The sequence below is a fragment of the Streptomyces sp. HSG2 genome (assembly GCF_016598575.1).
In the GTDB taxonomy this organism is placed as follows: domain Bacteria; phylum Actinomycetota; class Actinomycetes; order Streptomycetales; family Streptomycetaceae; genus Streptomyces.
Genome location: NZ_CP066801.1, coordinates 2,518,003 through 2,530,961, shown reverse-complemented (window position 1 = coordinate 2,530,961; position 12,959 = coordinate 2,518,003). Strand labels below are relative to the sequence as shown.

11 protein-coding genes and 3 pseudogenes are annotated in these 12,959 nt (G+C 68.5%); 8 read left to right on the top strand and 6 right to left on the bottom strand.

What is annotated here, in order from left to right; translation table 11 throughout:
• Nucleotide 1: 1 nt before the first annotated feature.
• Nucleotides 2–1,264 carry a hypothetical protein gene (locus tag JEK78_RS10605; RefSeq protein WP_200263830.1) on the top strand — a complete coding sequence of 421 codons (1,263 nt, stop codon included), beginning with the start codon at nucleotides 2–4 and terminating at the stop codon, nucleotides 1,262–1,264.
• 33 nt (nucleotides 1,265–1,297) lie between these two features.
• On the top strand, nucleotides 1,298–2,500 hold the full coding sequence (locus JEK78_RS10600; RefSeq protein WP_242483341.1) for an IS701 family transposase: 1,203 nt from the start codon (nucleotides 1,298–1,300) through the stop codon (nucleotides 2,498–2,500).
• Between the two features lie 180 nt (nucleotides 2,501–2,680).
• Here the strand turns inward: JEK78_RS10600 and JEK78_RS10595 are convergent.
• The 5 genes and pseudogenes from JEK78_RS10595 to JEK78_RS10575 form a co-directional block, all read right to left on the bottom strand.
• A pseudogene (locus JEK78_RS10595) lies at nucleotides 2,681–3,016 on the bottom strand (transposase family protein); the annotation flags it as partial.
• 23 nt (nucleotides 3,017–3,039) lie between these two features.
• Nucleotides 3,040–3,411: a transposase gene (locus JEK78_RS10590; protein WP_200263829.1), complete on the bottom strand. Its 372-nt coding sequence runs from the start codon at nucleotides 3,409–3,411 to the stop codon at nucleotides 3,040–3,042.
• A complete protein-coding gene (locus JEK78_RS10585) occupies nucleotides 3,408–4,340 on the bottom strand; it encodes a hypothetical protein (RefSeq protein ID WP_200263828.1) in 933 nt (310 codons plus the stop codon). Before JEK78_RS10585 ends, JEK78_RS10590 begins: the two co-directional genes overlap by 4 nt.
• Nucleotides 4,222–4,779, bottom strand: coding sequence for a transposase (locus tag JEK78_RS10580; RefSeq protein ID WP_242483390.1), 558 nt, complete (start codon nucleotides 4,777–4,779; stop codon nucleotides 4,222–4,224). Before JEK78_RS10580 ends, JEK78_RS10585 begins: the two co-directional genes overlap by 119 nt.
• Before the next feature lie 108 nt (nucleotides 4,780–4,887).
• A pseudogene (locus JEK78_RS10575) lies at nucleotides 4,888–5,046 on the bottom strand (IS5/IS1182 family transposase); the annotation flags it as partial.
• Between the two features lie 228 nt (nucleotides 5,047–5,274).
• Here JEK78_RS10575 and JEK78_RS10570 point away from each other — a divergent pair.
• From JEK78_RS10570 to JEK78_RS10560, 3 genes and pseudogenes are all read left to right on the top strand, one after another.
• A complete protein-coding gene (locus JEK78_RS10570) occupies nucleotides 5,275–6,096 on the top strand; it encodes a DUF2785 domain-containing protein (RefSeq protein WP_200263826.1) in 822 nt (273 codons plus the stop codon).
• Nucleotides 6,097–6,333: 237 nt separating this feature from the next.
• A pseudogene (locus JEK78_RS10565) lies at nucleotides 6,334–6,699 on the top strand (ISAzo13 family transposase); the annotation flags it as partial.
• 155 nt (nucleotides 6,700–6,854) lie between these two features.
• On the top strand, nucleotides 6,855–8,555 hold the full coding sequence (locus JEK78_RS10560; RefSeq protein WP_200263824.1) for an IS1634 family transposase: 1,701 nt from the start codon (nucleotides 6,855–6,857) through the stop codon (nucleotides 8,553–8,555).
• Nucleotides 8,556–8,646: 91 nt separating this feature from the next.
• On the opposite strand, the gene JEK78_RS23790 is transcribed toward JEK78_RS10560, so the two are convergent.
• Complete coding sequence (locus JEK78_RS23790) at nucleotides 8,647–8,787, bottom strand: hypothetical protein (RefSeq protein ID WP_200263823.1); 141 nt, start codon at nucleotides 8,785–8,787, stop codon at nucleotides 8,647–8,649.
• Between the two features lie 164 nt (nucleotides 8,788–8,951).
• Here JEK78_RS23790 and JEK78_RS10550 point away from each other — a divergent pair, with 164 nt between their 5' ends.
• The 3 genes from JEK78_RS10550 (at nucleotide 8,952) to JEK78_RS10540 (ending at nucleotide 12,793) form a co-directional block, all read left to right on the top strand.
• Nucleotides 8,952–10,340 (top strand): IS1380 family transposase, encoded by a 1,389-nt coding sequence (locus tag JEK78_RS10550; RefSeq protein ID WP_200261518.1) that lies wholly within the window; start codon nucleotides 8,952–8,954, stop codon nucleotides 10,338–10,340.
• A gap of 533 nt (nucleotides 10,341–10,873) precedes the next feature.
• The gene (locus JEK78_RS10545; protein ID WP_200263822.1) at nucleotides 10,874–11,035 is read left to right on the top strand and encodes a hypothetical protein; all 162 of its coding nucleotides are present in this window, start codon (nucleotides 10,874–10,876) and stop codon (nucleotides 11,033–11,035) included.
• Between the two features lie 327 nt (nucleotides 11,036–11,362).
• Nucleotides 11,363–12,793 (top strand): DUF2252 domain-containing protein, encoded by a 1,431-nt coding sequence (locus JEK78_RS10540; RefSeq protein ID WP_200263821.1) that lies wholly within the window; start codon nucleotides 11,363–11,365, stop codon nucleotides 12,791–12,793.
• The last annotated feature ends 166 nt before the right edge of the window (nucleotides 12,794–12,959 follow it).

The following is a 12,959-nucleotide window of genomic DNA, read 5'->3' as shown; positions in this document are numbered from 1 at the left end:
TTTGGACGCGCAGATTATTTCGGATGGAGAGAGTGCTGGCGGAGCAGTGGTGAGGAATCTCATATTCGGTGACGTCGCCCACCAGTACACCGTCGCGCCGCACTCATCCGCGCCCCTCCTGGCTGTCGGACTGGAGGATGAGTCGGGAGGGAGCGAGCGAGCTCTGGAGTTCCTTCGGCCGGCCGGGACGGCCGCGCGCTCCCTCTCCCTGGTGCCACCGAACGGACCGGTACGGAAGCTCTCCGAGCCCACGGAGCCGTTCCCGACCTGGGACTTCACCGGCTTCACAACGGAACTGGAGCAACACGCACAGCTTTCTGGCGACCTCGGGTCACTCGTTCCGCTGATGATGCTGCGCACCCATACGAACGTCTCGCGCCCGTACACGGAGGTGCTGGTGCTGGGACGGGTGCGCAGCATCGGAGTCCTCTTCGTCCGGGTGGCCCGCTTCGACCACCCCGCCCGCACGGATATCGCGGATCTGGTACGGCAGGCGCTCACCGTCAGCGACGCGATGACGGACTACGTCCGTATCGAGGGAAACGCATACTTCACATACGAGCAGGGCATCGAGATCGAGCGGAAGGTGAACCTCCTCGACGAGGTTTCCATCTGGGAGCTCACTCGCGACATGTGGCAGTCCATCGAGGCCAGAGAATTCGACGGATTCATCACCGACCCAGGCTACGAGTTCACCCGGTGGCACTTTGTGCAGCACAACTTCGAAGTCATCGACCCGGATTCCGAGGTGGGGCACATAGCCTTCCAGGAATGCCCGAACGGCAAGTATCAACTCAAGCAGAAGAAGTTCCGTGAAGACTCCCTCCGGCGCGAGGAGATATTCCGCAAGGGAGTTGAGGTGGCCAACAGAGAATTCGAGGAGTACCTCGCGCGCGAGTATCCCTTGCTGACGTTCCGGCGACTTCCTTCTTTCACTCGTACCCGGTTTGATCTCAATGTGATATCCACGGTGACGGGTCACTGCTTCGGTATCGAGACTGACGAGATTGCGGTCATCGGTGCACCGGAGCAGAAACTGCGGCAGGTCGAGATCGAATACCTGGAGACACGGCAGCACGAGGGAATGGACGCGGCGTCGATCGACACAGACCTCGACCTGCTCACGCGTCTCGTTGAGAAACACCTTCACAAGAGGGGCACAGTCGCCGAACGCAGCTTCTACTCGAAGCTCTCGTTCCTGAAGGATTGCATGAAAAGCCCAGCCGTCCAGTACTACAGCCGTGAGTGTCCTGTGAGTGTGTAACGCGTTGGTCTGTACGTGGGTACGGAGCGTGCGGTGCAGGTGTGGTCGGGCTGGTTCGAGGAGTTCTTCGCCTCGTTGGCCTGGGTGTTCGGGCGGGCGGATCGGCGGCGGACGGCGATGGCGTATCTGCAGGCGTTGATCGCGCCGGTCGAGCGGAAGAACGGCTGGCAGATCGCCGAGCATGTCGGGGACGCGACACCGGACAGGGTGCAATGGTTTCTGTCGCGGTCGACCTGGTTGCCCGATCAACTCCGGGACTGTGTTCGGTCGTTCGTCGTTACTCACTTGGGACGTGCGGACGGGGTGCTCGTGCTGGACGAGACGGCGTTCTTGAAGAAGGGCGTCAAATCGGCCGGGGTGGCCCGCCAGTACGTCGGGGTCACCGGGCAGATCGAGAACTGCCAGGTCATGGTCTTCTGCGCCTACGCGGTCGACACCGGACGGGCACTGATCGATCGGGAACCGTATGTGCCGGCCGTCTGGACCCAGGATGCCGCCAGGTGCCGGGAGGCGAAGATCCCCCGCCCAAGAGCGAAAGAGGTCATCACCAAGCCGGAGCTGGGCCGACGCATGGTGGAACGCTGCCGCCGGGCTGGTGTGCCCCTCGGGTGGGTGGCCGCCGACAGCGCCTACGGCCAGGACCGCGAGCTCAGGGCGGCACTTGAACGTCGCCGCATCCCGTATGTGCTGGCCGTCCCCGTGGACGAGACCGCGAGCACGCACGGGACCGGGCCGCTGCGGGTCGATGTCCTGACCCGGAAGGTCCCCCTTGTCTTCGAGCGGCGCTCGTGCGGGAAGGGTACCAAGGGAGAACGCCGTTACGACTGGGCGCTGGCCGAGGTCATCTGGCCCGGCGGCTCCGACGGCGGCCCCCGCCGCGGCTTCGTCCACCTGCTCCTGGTCCGCCGCTCCATCAGTGACGCGTCCAAGGTCGCCTACTTCGCCGTCCACGCCCGCACCGGAACCCCGCTCAGCGAGATCGTCCGCGTGATGGGGCTGCGCTGGTCCATCGAGGACTGCTTCGAGACCGCGAAGTCCGACTGCGGCCTGGACCACTACGAAGTCCGCACCTGGGACGCCTGGATGCGCCATATCACCTTGTCCATGGCCGCCCTCGCCTTCCTGAACGTCACCGCCACCCGTACCGACGACACCACGAGCCCGCCACCACCCGTCCCGGAACCCGACCAGCCCGACCATCCCGAAAAGGGGGATCCAGACCCGTTGAGCAGCTGATCCGCTACAGCGCCGAAGAGATCCGCCGACTCCTCAACCGCGTCGTCTGGCCCCCACCGCCGATCGCTGCCGCCCTGGTCACAGCGCAATCGCTCTGGCGACGCACCCACCAAGCCCGGGCCCTCCGATGCCATCACGCCACCCGCAACCGAAGAGACCGCGATTGCGACTCACGGCTGTAGTACCGGGGCGGACCGGTGAGACCCAGATCGGCCAGCCGTCCGGCGTGGCGATGACCTGTACGTTCCCACCGTGGTGCTTGTGTTTTCCGGACCACCACAGGTCGGCGCCGTAGGGGCCGGGTGCGGCGACGCGGTCGGTCCGGATGACGGTGCCGTCGAGGTTCAGATGAGTAAGCCCGGCCGCCTTCGCACGCTCAAGCGCAGTCGAAAGGTCCGGTGCCCCGGCGGCCAGGACGGTCAGCCCCTCGTGGAGGTAGCGGTATGCGGTGGAGGTCGACAGGTCGTTGTCGCGGGGGAGTTGGGCCAGGCGCGTGCCGTCAAGGAACCATCGGACTCTGTTGCGCATTTTGGCTGGTGCTACGCGGCGAGTTGGTAGACGAGGCGGGACAGGCGGCTTGTCCAGGATCGTCTGGTGCGGTGGGGCTGGCGGCTGGCCCAGTGGGCGTCGAGCCGGATGATGTTGATCGCGGTGGCGGAGAAGGCGTGTTGGAGGGTGACCTTGGGCAGGCCGCGGTAGCGGGCCCGGCGCATCCCGGTGACGTCGAGGGCCTGGTTGATGGTGCCCTCGACACCTGCACGCAGGGCGTACTTGGCCTGCCAGGTGTCGCTCTTCTGCTCGGCGCGGGCGGCGGTGACGTGCTCGTGGACCTCGCGGGGCCGCAGGTGAGCATGCGATTGCCGCGGACGGCAGCGGTGCACCGCTCGCGGGAGGGCAGGGGCGGCAGTCACCGCCGGCGAAGGCGATCACGATGGCGTCGCGGCCGTGCTGTTGCACGGGATACCAGCCGGTGCTGGTGCTGCCCTCGGGGCAGGTCACCTGGCGGGTGTTCCAGTCGATCCGGAACGCGGCCTTGTCGAAGCCCTCGGCCTCCCGTGCCTGGCGGGAGTGGTCGCCGAGGAGCGGGGTGATCATGGTGATGCCGTCGCGGGCCGCGTCGGTGACGAGGTCGGCGGAGGGGTAGCCGGAGTCGAGGTAGTGCTCGCCCGGCTTGACCTGGCGTTCGGCCAGGCGGTGCTGGATGGCGGCGGTGGCAGTCACGTCCGGCGCGGTCGAGGCGGTGGTGGCCACGTCCGTGATCAGGTGCGGGGCGGCCGGCCGCGGCGGGAGCGGTTCCGTCAGTGCCGCCCGCACCGTCAGTGCCGTTGTCGTTGTCGCAGGTCTCGGTGAGGTGGACCTTGTAGCCGCACCAGAACAGCTCGTCTCCCTTCGCCGACCAGCGGGCATCCGCGTCGTAGGGCGAGGCGAGCCGCAGTTGTCCGGGCGGGACGCCGTCACTGTCGGCCTCCCGCTTCCTGACCACCTCCCGTCCCCGGGCGTTGCAGGTGACGTGGTAGGTCTGCACGAAGATCCGCCGCAGCAACTCCACCGGCTCCACTTCGCGCAGCCAAGCGGGGGCATCCGGCTCGCGCACGGCGCGCAGCAGCACGAGCGCGTCCTGCCCGTAGACCTCGGCGAGCCGGTCCCGCCTGGTCTTCGACGACGGCAGCCGCCAGGAATCCACGCGGGCCGCATACCGCAGCTCCCACTCGGCGACCCGCTCAGCCCCGAACCGGCCCGCCAGCCAGGACGGCGCCGCACCGGCCAGCGCCTCCAGCACCGCGCGCACGCTCTCCCCGGCCAGCTCCAGACGGTTCAGGTCCCGCACCGCACTGATCACGTGCGTGGAGTCCGTGCGCTGTTTCCCGCCCGCCGACCAGGCCCTTGCCGCGGCAGTGCTCCAGCAGCCGGTCGAAGACCAAGCGCTCCATGCCGTGCTCGACCAGCCGAGCCCGGAACCTCGCCAGCACCGTGAAGTCGAAACCGGTGTCGGTCAACTCCAGTCCCAGCGCGTACTTCCACGACAGGCGCTCACGCACCGCCTCCGCGGCCTGCCGGTCGGTCAGGTTCTCCGCGAACTGCAACACCGTGACCAGCGCCAGCATCCCCGGCGACAATCCCGCCGGCCCGCGCGCACCGAACGCCTCCGCGAACGGCTCGTCCGCGAACACCCCCGCCAACTCCTCCCGAACCCGCATCGCCAGCGAGCCGTCCGGGAACACCACCGCGGCCACCGCCGCCGTCAACTCCGGAACCTCTGGTAACCCCTGCGGCCGCATCGACACCGAGCACCGTCCTCCCCGGGCCCCGCAACAACCCGGCAGGACCCAACGGAACGATCATCCCCGACCCGACGAGCACCCCGCAGCAAAATGCGCAACAGAGTCCCATCGCAGGACAAACACTGCCTGACGGAAGCAGCCCAGCGCCCGCCTGCCCCTGCGAGTTCCGGCCGCGATGCGGTGGTCGCGCAGCAGCCGGGCCAGGTGCTCGGCGGTGGACCGCTTCACATCGAGCACGGCGGTGCATGTGACACTGGCCGACACGTGAGGCCCCTCGGTCAGAAGAATCTGTCGCAAGATCGTTCTTACCAGGGGCCTTACGCCTGACCGGACTTGGGGACCCACGGGCCGCAGCGTCGCCAGCGCGATCACAACGAGTGACGGGTGCTTACCGGGAAAGGCTCAGTGAGTGGCGGTCGGGGAGAATGAGCTTGGGGTCGACCTGCCCTCCGACGTGGCGCAGCCAACAGTGAGACAAGAAAGCCGGGTGCGATGACTTCTGATCCTCTCGACTGGCCGTCGATCGCGGCCGACGGCTTCCCCTTCCCCCGTCGAGGAGTATCGGCTTCTCGGCTCGCCGATGAGCTGTCGGCCATGTTGATCTCCCCCGACGCACGGATCCGTGACGAGTACGCTTACACAGGTGCTGCCCGATGGATCGGACGGGGGCATCTCGACGGAGTCCTCCAGGCGCTTGGCGACACTGCCGCCGGCCGTTTCACCCATCCCGAGGTGCAGGCGCGAACCTTCGCACCGCTGATTCTCTGCGCCATACTGCTGCGCGAGCACACCACCCCCGGTCTGGTGCCCCGGAACACTGTCGAAAGTTGGTATGCCGAATTCTCCGCCTGGTATCCGGCCGAACAGGACACACGCGGATGGGACGACTCCAGGGGCTGGCTGCACGCTGTGGCACACGGTGCCGATGCTGCCGCTGCATTCGCGAAGGTATTGCCCGACCGCCGCACCGAACTACTCGAACTGTGTGCCCGGAGAATGACGGTTGCGCGGACCGACTACGTTTACACCCAGTCTGAGGACGCGCGCCTCGCCCGGGCACTCGCGCGCGTCCTCCAAGCTCCGGGCCTGAACAGCGAGGAGGCCGTCGGGTGGCTGACGGTGGTGGCGGATGCTCTGGAGGGCGGAGGACCGGGCCCACTGCCGGCCTGGGCGTTCAACACCTTCGCCACCTTGCAGTCCCTTCACCTGCACCTGACGCGAGGCCTCGCCGACGAAAGCGCCCCGCCTCATGCCGAGGCTGTCGCTTGCCGTGCCGCCGAACTTCTGCGCCTGCCCTACTACTGGCTCGCCTGACGCAGGATTCCACTCCTCACCGCCCGCCCTCCTCCTTCACGCCGCGTCAGCGCGTCGTTCGCACGTGCTGGCCTGCGAGTCGCCCGGTGCTCGCGAGAGACCATCGGCCCATCAAAGTCCGAGCGAGTCGATCGTTGACGATTCGGACGTGACGGACGAGAGCGCTGGGGTGTGGTGCCGACGTGGTCGTCGATGATTTAGTGGGTTGCTTGGGGTAGTTGGGCTCGTTGATGTGGTATGAGGCGCTTTGATGGATCGACGGGGTCGTTACGGGCGAAGCTCGAGGCGGTGACGCCGTATCTGAATGAGCGGCAGCGCCGGATCCTCTACGGCGCGGAGGCCCGGCAGCTGGGGCACGGCGGGATCGCCGCGGTGGCGCGGGCTGCGGGGGTTTCGAAGGGGTGCGTCGGCCGGGGCCTGGCCGAACTCGACGCCGTCGCGGAGCCGGACAGGCGGGTGCGACGGCCGGGAGCGGGCCGTCCGGCCCTGGCGGACAAGGACCCGGGCCTGGTGCCGGCCCTGCTGGAGCTGGTCGAGGACAACACGCGGGGCGACCCGATGAAGCCGCTGACGTGGACGACGAAGTCGTTGCGCCGCCTGGCCCGGGTTCCGCAGTTAATCGGGGTTCTGGGCCGCGGGTGAGGTCGAACCTGCTGGTCAGCGGTGTGACGGCTGGCGGGAATCGAGTTTCGGCCTAGATACACGCTTGTAGGCGCTTTCCCGTCCCTGCCTTGGGTTGTAGCGCTAGGTTCTAGTCCATGTATCTGCGGTCGACTCCTCGGCGGAACAAGGACGGCACGGTGGTGCGCTACCTGCAGCTGGCGCACAACGTGTGGGACCCGGCGGCGAAGCGGTCCAAGGCGCAGGTCATCTACAACTTCGGCCGGGAGGACGCCTCCAACCGAGAAGCGCTGCAGCGGCTGGTGGCCTCGGTGACCCGGTTCCTGGACCCCGATGCCGCTCTGTCCGCGGCGGCCGACGGTCTGGTGTTCGTGGAGTCCCGGCCGCTGGGCGGCACCTGGGTGCTGGACGGGCTCTGGCAGCAGCTTCAGATCGGCAAGGCGATGAAACGGCTGCTCAAGAAGCGTCGTCTCGATGCCAGCGCGGAGCGGGTGCTGTTCGCGCTGGTCGCCAACCGGGCCCTGGCGCCGTCGTCGAAGCTCGCGGCGGCCCGGTGGGTCAATGACGACGTCGCGATCGACGGGCTGCCCGCCACCAGCGACGACGCCTGCTACCGGGCGATGGACTGGCTGCTCGAGATCTCCGCCGCGCTTGAGGAAGAGGTGTTCCACCAGGTCGCCAACCTCCTCAACCTGGAGGTCGACCTGCTGTTCTTCGACACCACCTCCACCTACTTCGAGACCGAGGACGCCGACGAAGCCGTCGCCCGCGACGAGCAGGGCCGGCCCGTCGGCGAGAACGAGGCGACCGACGAGCACCAAGTACGGGGCTTCCGGTCGTTCGGCAAGTCCAAGGACCACCGTGATGATCTCCCGCAGGTCGTGATCGGGATGGCCGTCACCCGCACCGGCATCCCGGTGCGGGTGTGGTCCTGGCCCGGCTGCACCAGCGACTCGGCGCTGATCAGGCAGGTCAAGGACGACATGCGCGACTGGACCCTCTCCCGGATCGTGTGGGTCGCCGACCGCGGCTTCGCCTCCGAACGCAACCGCCACCACCTCCGCACGGCCGATCACCACTACATCATCGGCGAGAAGCTGCGCTCCGGATCGGCCGAGGCCACCGAGGCGCTGGCCCGCCAGGGCCGTTACCAGGACTTCCGGGACAACCTGCGGGTCAAGGAGGTCCGCATCCGCGAGGACGAACGGTTCGTCATCTGCTTCAACTCTGACGCCGCCGACCGCGACGCGAAGGTCAGAGACCGCCTCGTCGCCCACCTCACCGACCTGATCGACAACACCGACAAGCTCACCCCGGCCAAGCGCGCCGAGTTGCGCGGGGTGATCTCCACCAAGCCCGGCCTCAACCGCTACCTGCGCGTCACGCCCGGCGGGCTGCTGCGCATCGCCGCCGCGAAGATCAAGGCCGAGGAGAACCTGGACGGCAAGTACCTGCTGCGCACCTCCGACCCCAAGATGACCAGCGAGGACATCGCGCTCGGTTACAAGCAACTCCTCGAAGTTGAACGGGGCTGGCGGGACATGAAGCAGGTCATCGACCTGCGACCGGTCTTCCACCGCAAGGAAGAGCGCATACGCGCTCACGTTCTGCTCTGCTGGCTCGCCCTGCTCCTGGCCCGCATCGCCGAGACCCAGACCGGACAGACCTGGCCGACACTGCGCCACGAACTCGACCGCATCAAGCTCGGCACCTTCACCGGCCCCGCCGGCACCTTCCAGCAGCGCACCGAGATCACCAAACCCCAACGCGACCTGCTGAACGCCCTCAAGCTCGACCCACCGCCACGGATCTACCAGCTCGCCCCCGCGAGCCGCTGACCAGCACGAACCACCGGCCCTAGATACACGCCGTCCCACCAGCCGACGGCGCGTTTCCGCACGTCAACACCCGAATCTACGGACTATACCGCTACATCAACTGCGGAACCCGGGCCAGTCCACGCCGCCCGGGGCCCGTTCGGTCGACGACCTCGCCCGCGAAACCCGACGCTTCCTCCACCGCCGACAGCAACAGCCCCACCACGTCCGCGGCTACTTCCACGCCCGCCACGTCCGCTACACCCTCGAATAGGCAACTGAACAGTTCCGCCTCAACCTGGATCCACCGCGTGATACTCGGCCTGCGGGCGATGAAAAGAGAAGAGGTGCCTGCTGACCTGGGACGATGGGAGTTCCTACGCCCACACCAGTCCCACGAAGCAAGGCACCTCGTAAGTGAAAGTCTCCCACAGGCCCGCGGAGCTCTTCGCCGCGTTCGACGACCCTGACCTGATCGCGCACGCCGGGCTGGTCCCGACGTTCCGGCTGGCCGAGCGGTGCGGTCTGCCCGCTCTGGTGGCCGAGAAGGTCCACCTGACCACTGCGAAGAACGGGGCCGGTACGGCCGCCGACGCGAAAGCGATGTCGATCGTGGGCGGCATGGTCGCCGGGGCGGACAGCATCGACGACCTGGACATACTGCGTCACGGCGGGCTGCCGCGCCTGTTCGGCGGGGTGCGGGCGCCCTCCACGCTGGGCAGTTTCCTGCGTGCCTTCACCTGGGGGCATGTGCGCCAACTGGAGTCCGCTGCACGGGCGTTCACCTGCCGCCTGGCCGCGCACACCGGCCTCATCCCGAAGCGGGACGAGGTGGTGTTCGTGGACATCGACTCCAAGGTCAAGCAGGTCTACGGCCCTGCCAAGCAGGGCGCCTCCTTCGGCTACACCAAGCAGCGCGGGCTGCACTTCCAGATCGTCACCGTGAAGACGTCCACCTGCGCCCCCGTGATCGTGGCCACCAGGCTGCGCAAGGGTTCGGCAGGCTCCGGCAAGGGCGCGGCGAGTCTGCTGCGCGAGGCACTGGCCACGGTCCGGGCCATGGGCATCACCGCCCAAGTCGTCGTCCGCGCGGACTCGGCGTACTTCTCCCACAAGGTCGTCGATGTGTGCCGCAAGGCCGGCGCCGCGTTCTCTCTGGCCGTCGCGGTCAAGAAGACCATCCGCGAGGCCATCGCGGGCATCCCCGAGGACGCTTGGACGCCGATCAAGTACGCCAGCGCCGTCTGGGACGCCGAGGAGGAACGCTGGATCTCCGACGCCGAGATCACCGAGATCCCCTTCACCGCGTTCACCAGCAAGAAGAAGGCGTTCCACACCACCGCACGGCTCATCGTGCGCCGCGTGAAGCGGCTGAACCCCACCGGCGTGCCCGCCGGCCAGGCCGAACTGTTCGGGGTCTGGCGCCACCATGTGATCTTCACCGACAGCCCCTTCGTCCTCGCTCAGGCCGAGCCGATGCACCGCGAACACGCCGTCATCGAGCAGGTCTTCGCCGACCTGGAAGACTCCGCCCTCGCCCACCTGCCCTCGGGGAAGTTCACCGCGAACGCCGCCTGGTTGACCCTGGCCGCCACCGCCTACAACCTCACCCGTGCGAGCGGCCACCTCGCCTCCGCCTTCCACGCCAAGGCGAGGACCGGCACCATCCGCCGCCACCTCATCAACATCCCCGCCCGGATCGCCACCGGAGCCCGCCGCCTCACCCTCCACCTGCCCGAACGCTGGCGCTGGTGTGACGACTTCACCGACCTGTGGACCGCCACCGGCCAGCGCATGCTCACCTGAACCACGCAGCCGACCTGACCACCCACGACCTGAAAAACCTCGGAGACCCCGCACCGGACGGCCACCCGGCCCATCGTGCTGCCCGCACCCCGAAAGATCACCCCGAGCCCGCCGGATACCGGAGACGAGAATTCACGCGGTGGATCCAGGCTCAATACATCAGCGCGGGAAGCGATCTTCAACGGGTGTCGAATAGGCCCTGAACAGCGCGTTTCGTCGGTGCCCCACAATACATATGGAGACGGCTCTCGTCGTGATCACGACGAGAGCCGTCTCCTTTGTTCGCGTCGGAGCCGGAAGTCCGGGGGGTCCGCGCGGGTGGGTTCGGACCGGCGAACGCGACTCGGAGGTGTGATGTCTCTCTCAGCCTCCGGTCGCCCGACCTCGATGGTGGCGGGCGGAAGTAGTTCGACTCCCGGCCGCGCGCCTGCCCGGTGATCTTGGGTTTCTCGGCGAGTTCGCCGCTCGTGGCACCAGAACCGCGGAGAGCCGGCTTGCTCGTGGCGAGTGAAGCGTCTTCGCGTGGAGGGCGCGTGAGCGTGATCAGCGAGAGCGATCCCCGAACGATCAGGGCCACGGCCGGCTCGACGTACGGCCCGGCCGTCCTCGGTCAGGGCAGCGTGGAGGGTCGGACATGGAGAGTGCCGCCGCAGACCGCGGCTCCGACGTACGCCGTCGATCCTGAGCAGGTGTGAAGGCCACCGTCGGGCCGGTTCGACGTCCAGGTCGGGGAGGGCGGGGACCGGGGCGGGTGGGGGGAGACGATGACGCGGGGCAGTGGTGAGTGGATTCCCCTCCGCTGGGCAGAGCGACCGAACGGCCGGCGCGCCGTACGGGTGAGGAGGCTGTCGAGAGTGGTGCGAGCCCGAGCCACACGGGCGCGCGCCGGGGCGTACGGTGGGGCCGGTCCCGCTGTGGGGAGGGCGGCGCGACACCTGCGCGGCGTGACTCCCTCGCGGGACACGCGGGCTCCGGGCCGGAGATCCGCGCGCGCGGAGACGGTCTCGGGGAGGACGACGACGATGGCGGAGGGGATCAGCGGGGCGGGGACGGAGTGTGCCGGCGGCGAGGACCGGTTGCCCTCGGTGCCGGGTTTCGCGGGATGGCCCGCGACCGACTCCCCCAAGGCGCGGGGCAAGGCGCTGCGGGTGAGCGTGCCGCGGTCGGCGCACGCGCGCGTGGTATGGGACCCGGCGCGGCCGGGGGCGGTACGCGCTGTCGAGGAATCCGGCCGGGGGAGGATCCCCGAGCTGACCCCGATTCGCGTCGGACGGATGGCGGCGACGCCGTTCGCGTTCCTGCGGGGGGCGGCCGGGCTGATGGCGTACGACTTGGCCCGCACTCCCGTGACCGGGGTCGGCGCCCAGTTGTGCGGTGACGCGCACGCCGCGAACTTCGGTCTGTACGGGGATGCCCGTGGCGACCTGGTGATTGACCTGAACGACTTCGACGAGACGGTCCACGGCCCCTGGGAGTGGGATCTGAAGCGGTTGGCCGTGTCGCTGGTGTCGGCGGGGCGGGAGGCCGGAGCCGACGACGAGACCTGCCGGGAGGCCGCCTACGACGCGGTGGGCTCCTACCGACGAACCATGCGTCTGTTGGCAAGGTTGCCGGCGCTGGACGCGTGGAACGCCATCGCGGACGAGGAGTTGGTCTCGCACGCCGACGCCCACGATCTGCTCGGCATCCTGGAACGGGTGTCGGAGAAGGCGCGGGCCAACACCAGCGGGCGCTTCGCGGCCAAGTCGACCGAGCCCGCCCCGGACGGGGGTCGGCGCTTCGTGGACGCGCCTCCGGTGCTGCGCAGGGTCCCCGACCGGGAGGCGGCGGCGGTCGTGGCGGCCCTGGGGCCTTACCTGCGCACGGTCCCGGAGGATCGGCATCCGTTGCTCGCCCGTTACGCGGTGCGGGATGTGGCCTTTCGGGTCGTCGGCACCGGGAGTGTCGGGACCCGGTCCTACGTCGTACTGCTGCTGGACCACCGGGGCCGGCCACTGGTGTTGCAGGTCAAGGAGGCTCGCACCTCGGTGTTGTCACCCCACCTGGGGTCGGTGGGCTTCGCCGTGCCCGAGGTGGAGCACGAGGGTCGGCGCGTGGTGAGCGGTCAGAAGCGGATGCAGGTGGTCAGCGACGTCCTGTTGGGCTGGACCTCCGTCGACGGACGTCCCTTCCAGGTAAGGCAGTTCCGCAATCGGAAGGGCAGTGTCGACCCGGCCGCTCTCGCGGCGGATCAGATCGACGACTACGCGCGGATGACCGGGGCGCTCCTCGCTCGCGCGCACGCGCACACCGTCGACCCGAGACTCCTCGCCGCGTACTGCGGCAAGAGCGACGAACTCGACGAAGCCGGGGCCGTCTTCGCCCTCGCCTACGCGGACCGGACCGAGGCCGATCACGCCGACTTGGTGGCGGCGGTGCGTGGCGGTCGAGTGGCGGCCGAGATGGGGGTGTGAGGGCCGAGGGGCCGCCCCGGACGTCTCGCCCCAGGCACACCGTCGACGCCGCCCGGGAGTGACAGGTGGCGGTTCGGCTCCCGCGCCTCCGCGTTGTCGTGGTTGTCCGGGGGCGGGGCGGCGAGCGGACCGGCATGGGTCCGGCCGTGACCTAGGCTGGTCGGGT

Coding starts and splice junctions, on each gene's coding strand:
- JEK78_RS10580 (WP_242483390.1), bottom strand. CDS start 4,779: ATGCGGCCGCAGGGGTTACCAGAGGTTCCGGAGTTGACGGCGGCGGTG.
- JEK78_RS10570 (WP_200263826.1), top strand. CDS start 5,275: ATGACTTCTGATCCTCTCGACTGGCCGTCGATCGCGGCCGACGGCTTC.
- JEK78_RS10560 (WP_200263824.1), top strand. CDS start 6,855: ATGTATCTGCGGTCGACTCCTCGGCGGAACAAGGACGGCACGGTGGTG.
- JEK78_RS10540 (WP_200263821.1), top strand. CDS start 11,363: ATGGCGGAGGGGATCAGCGGGGCGGGGACGGAGTGTGCCGGCGGCGAG.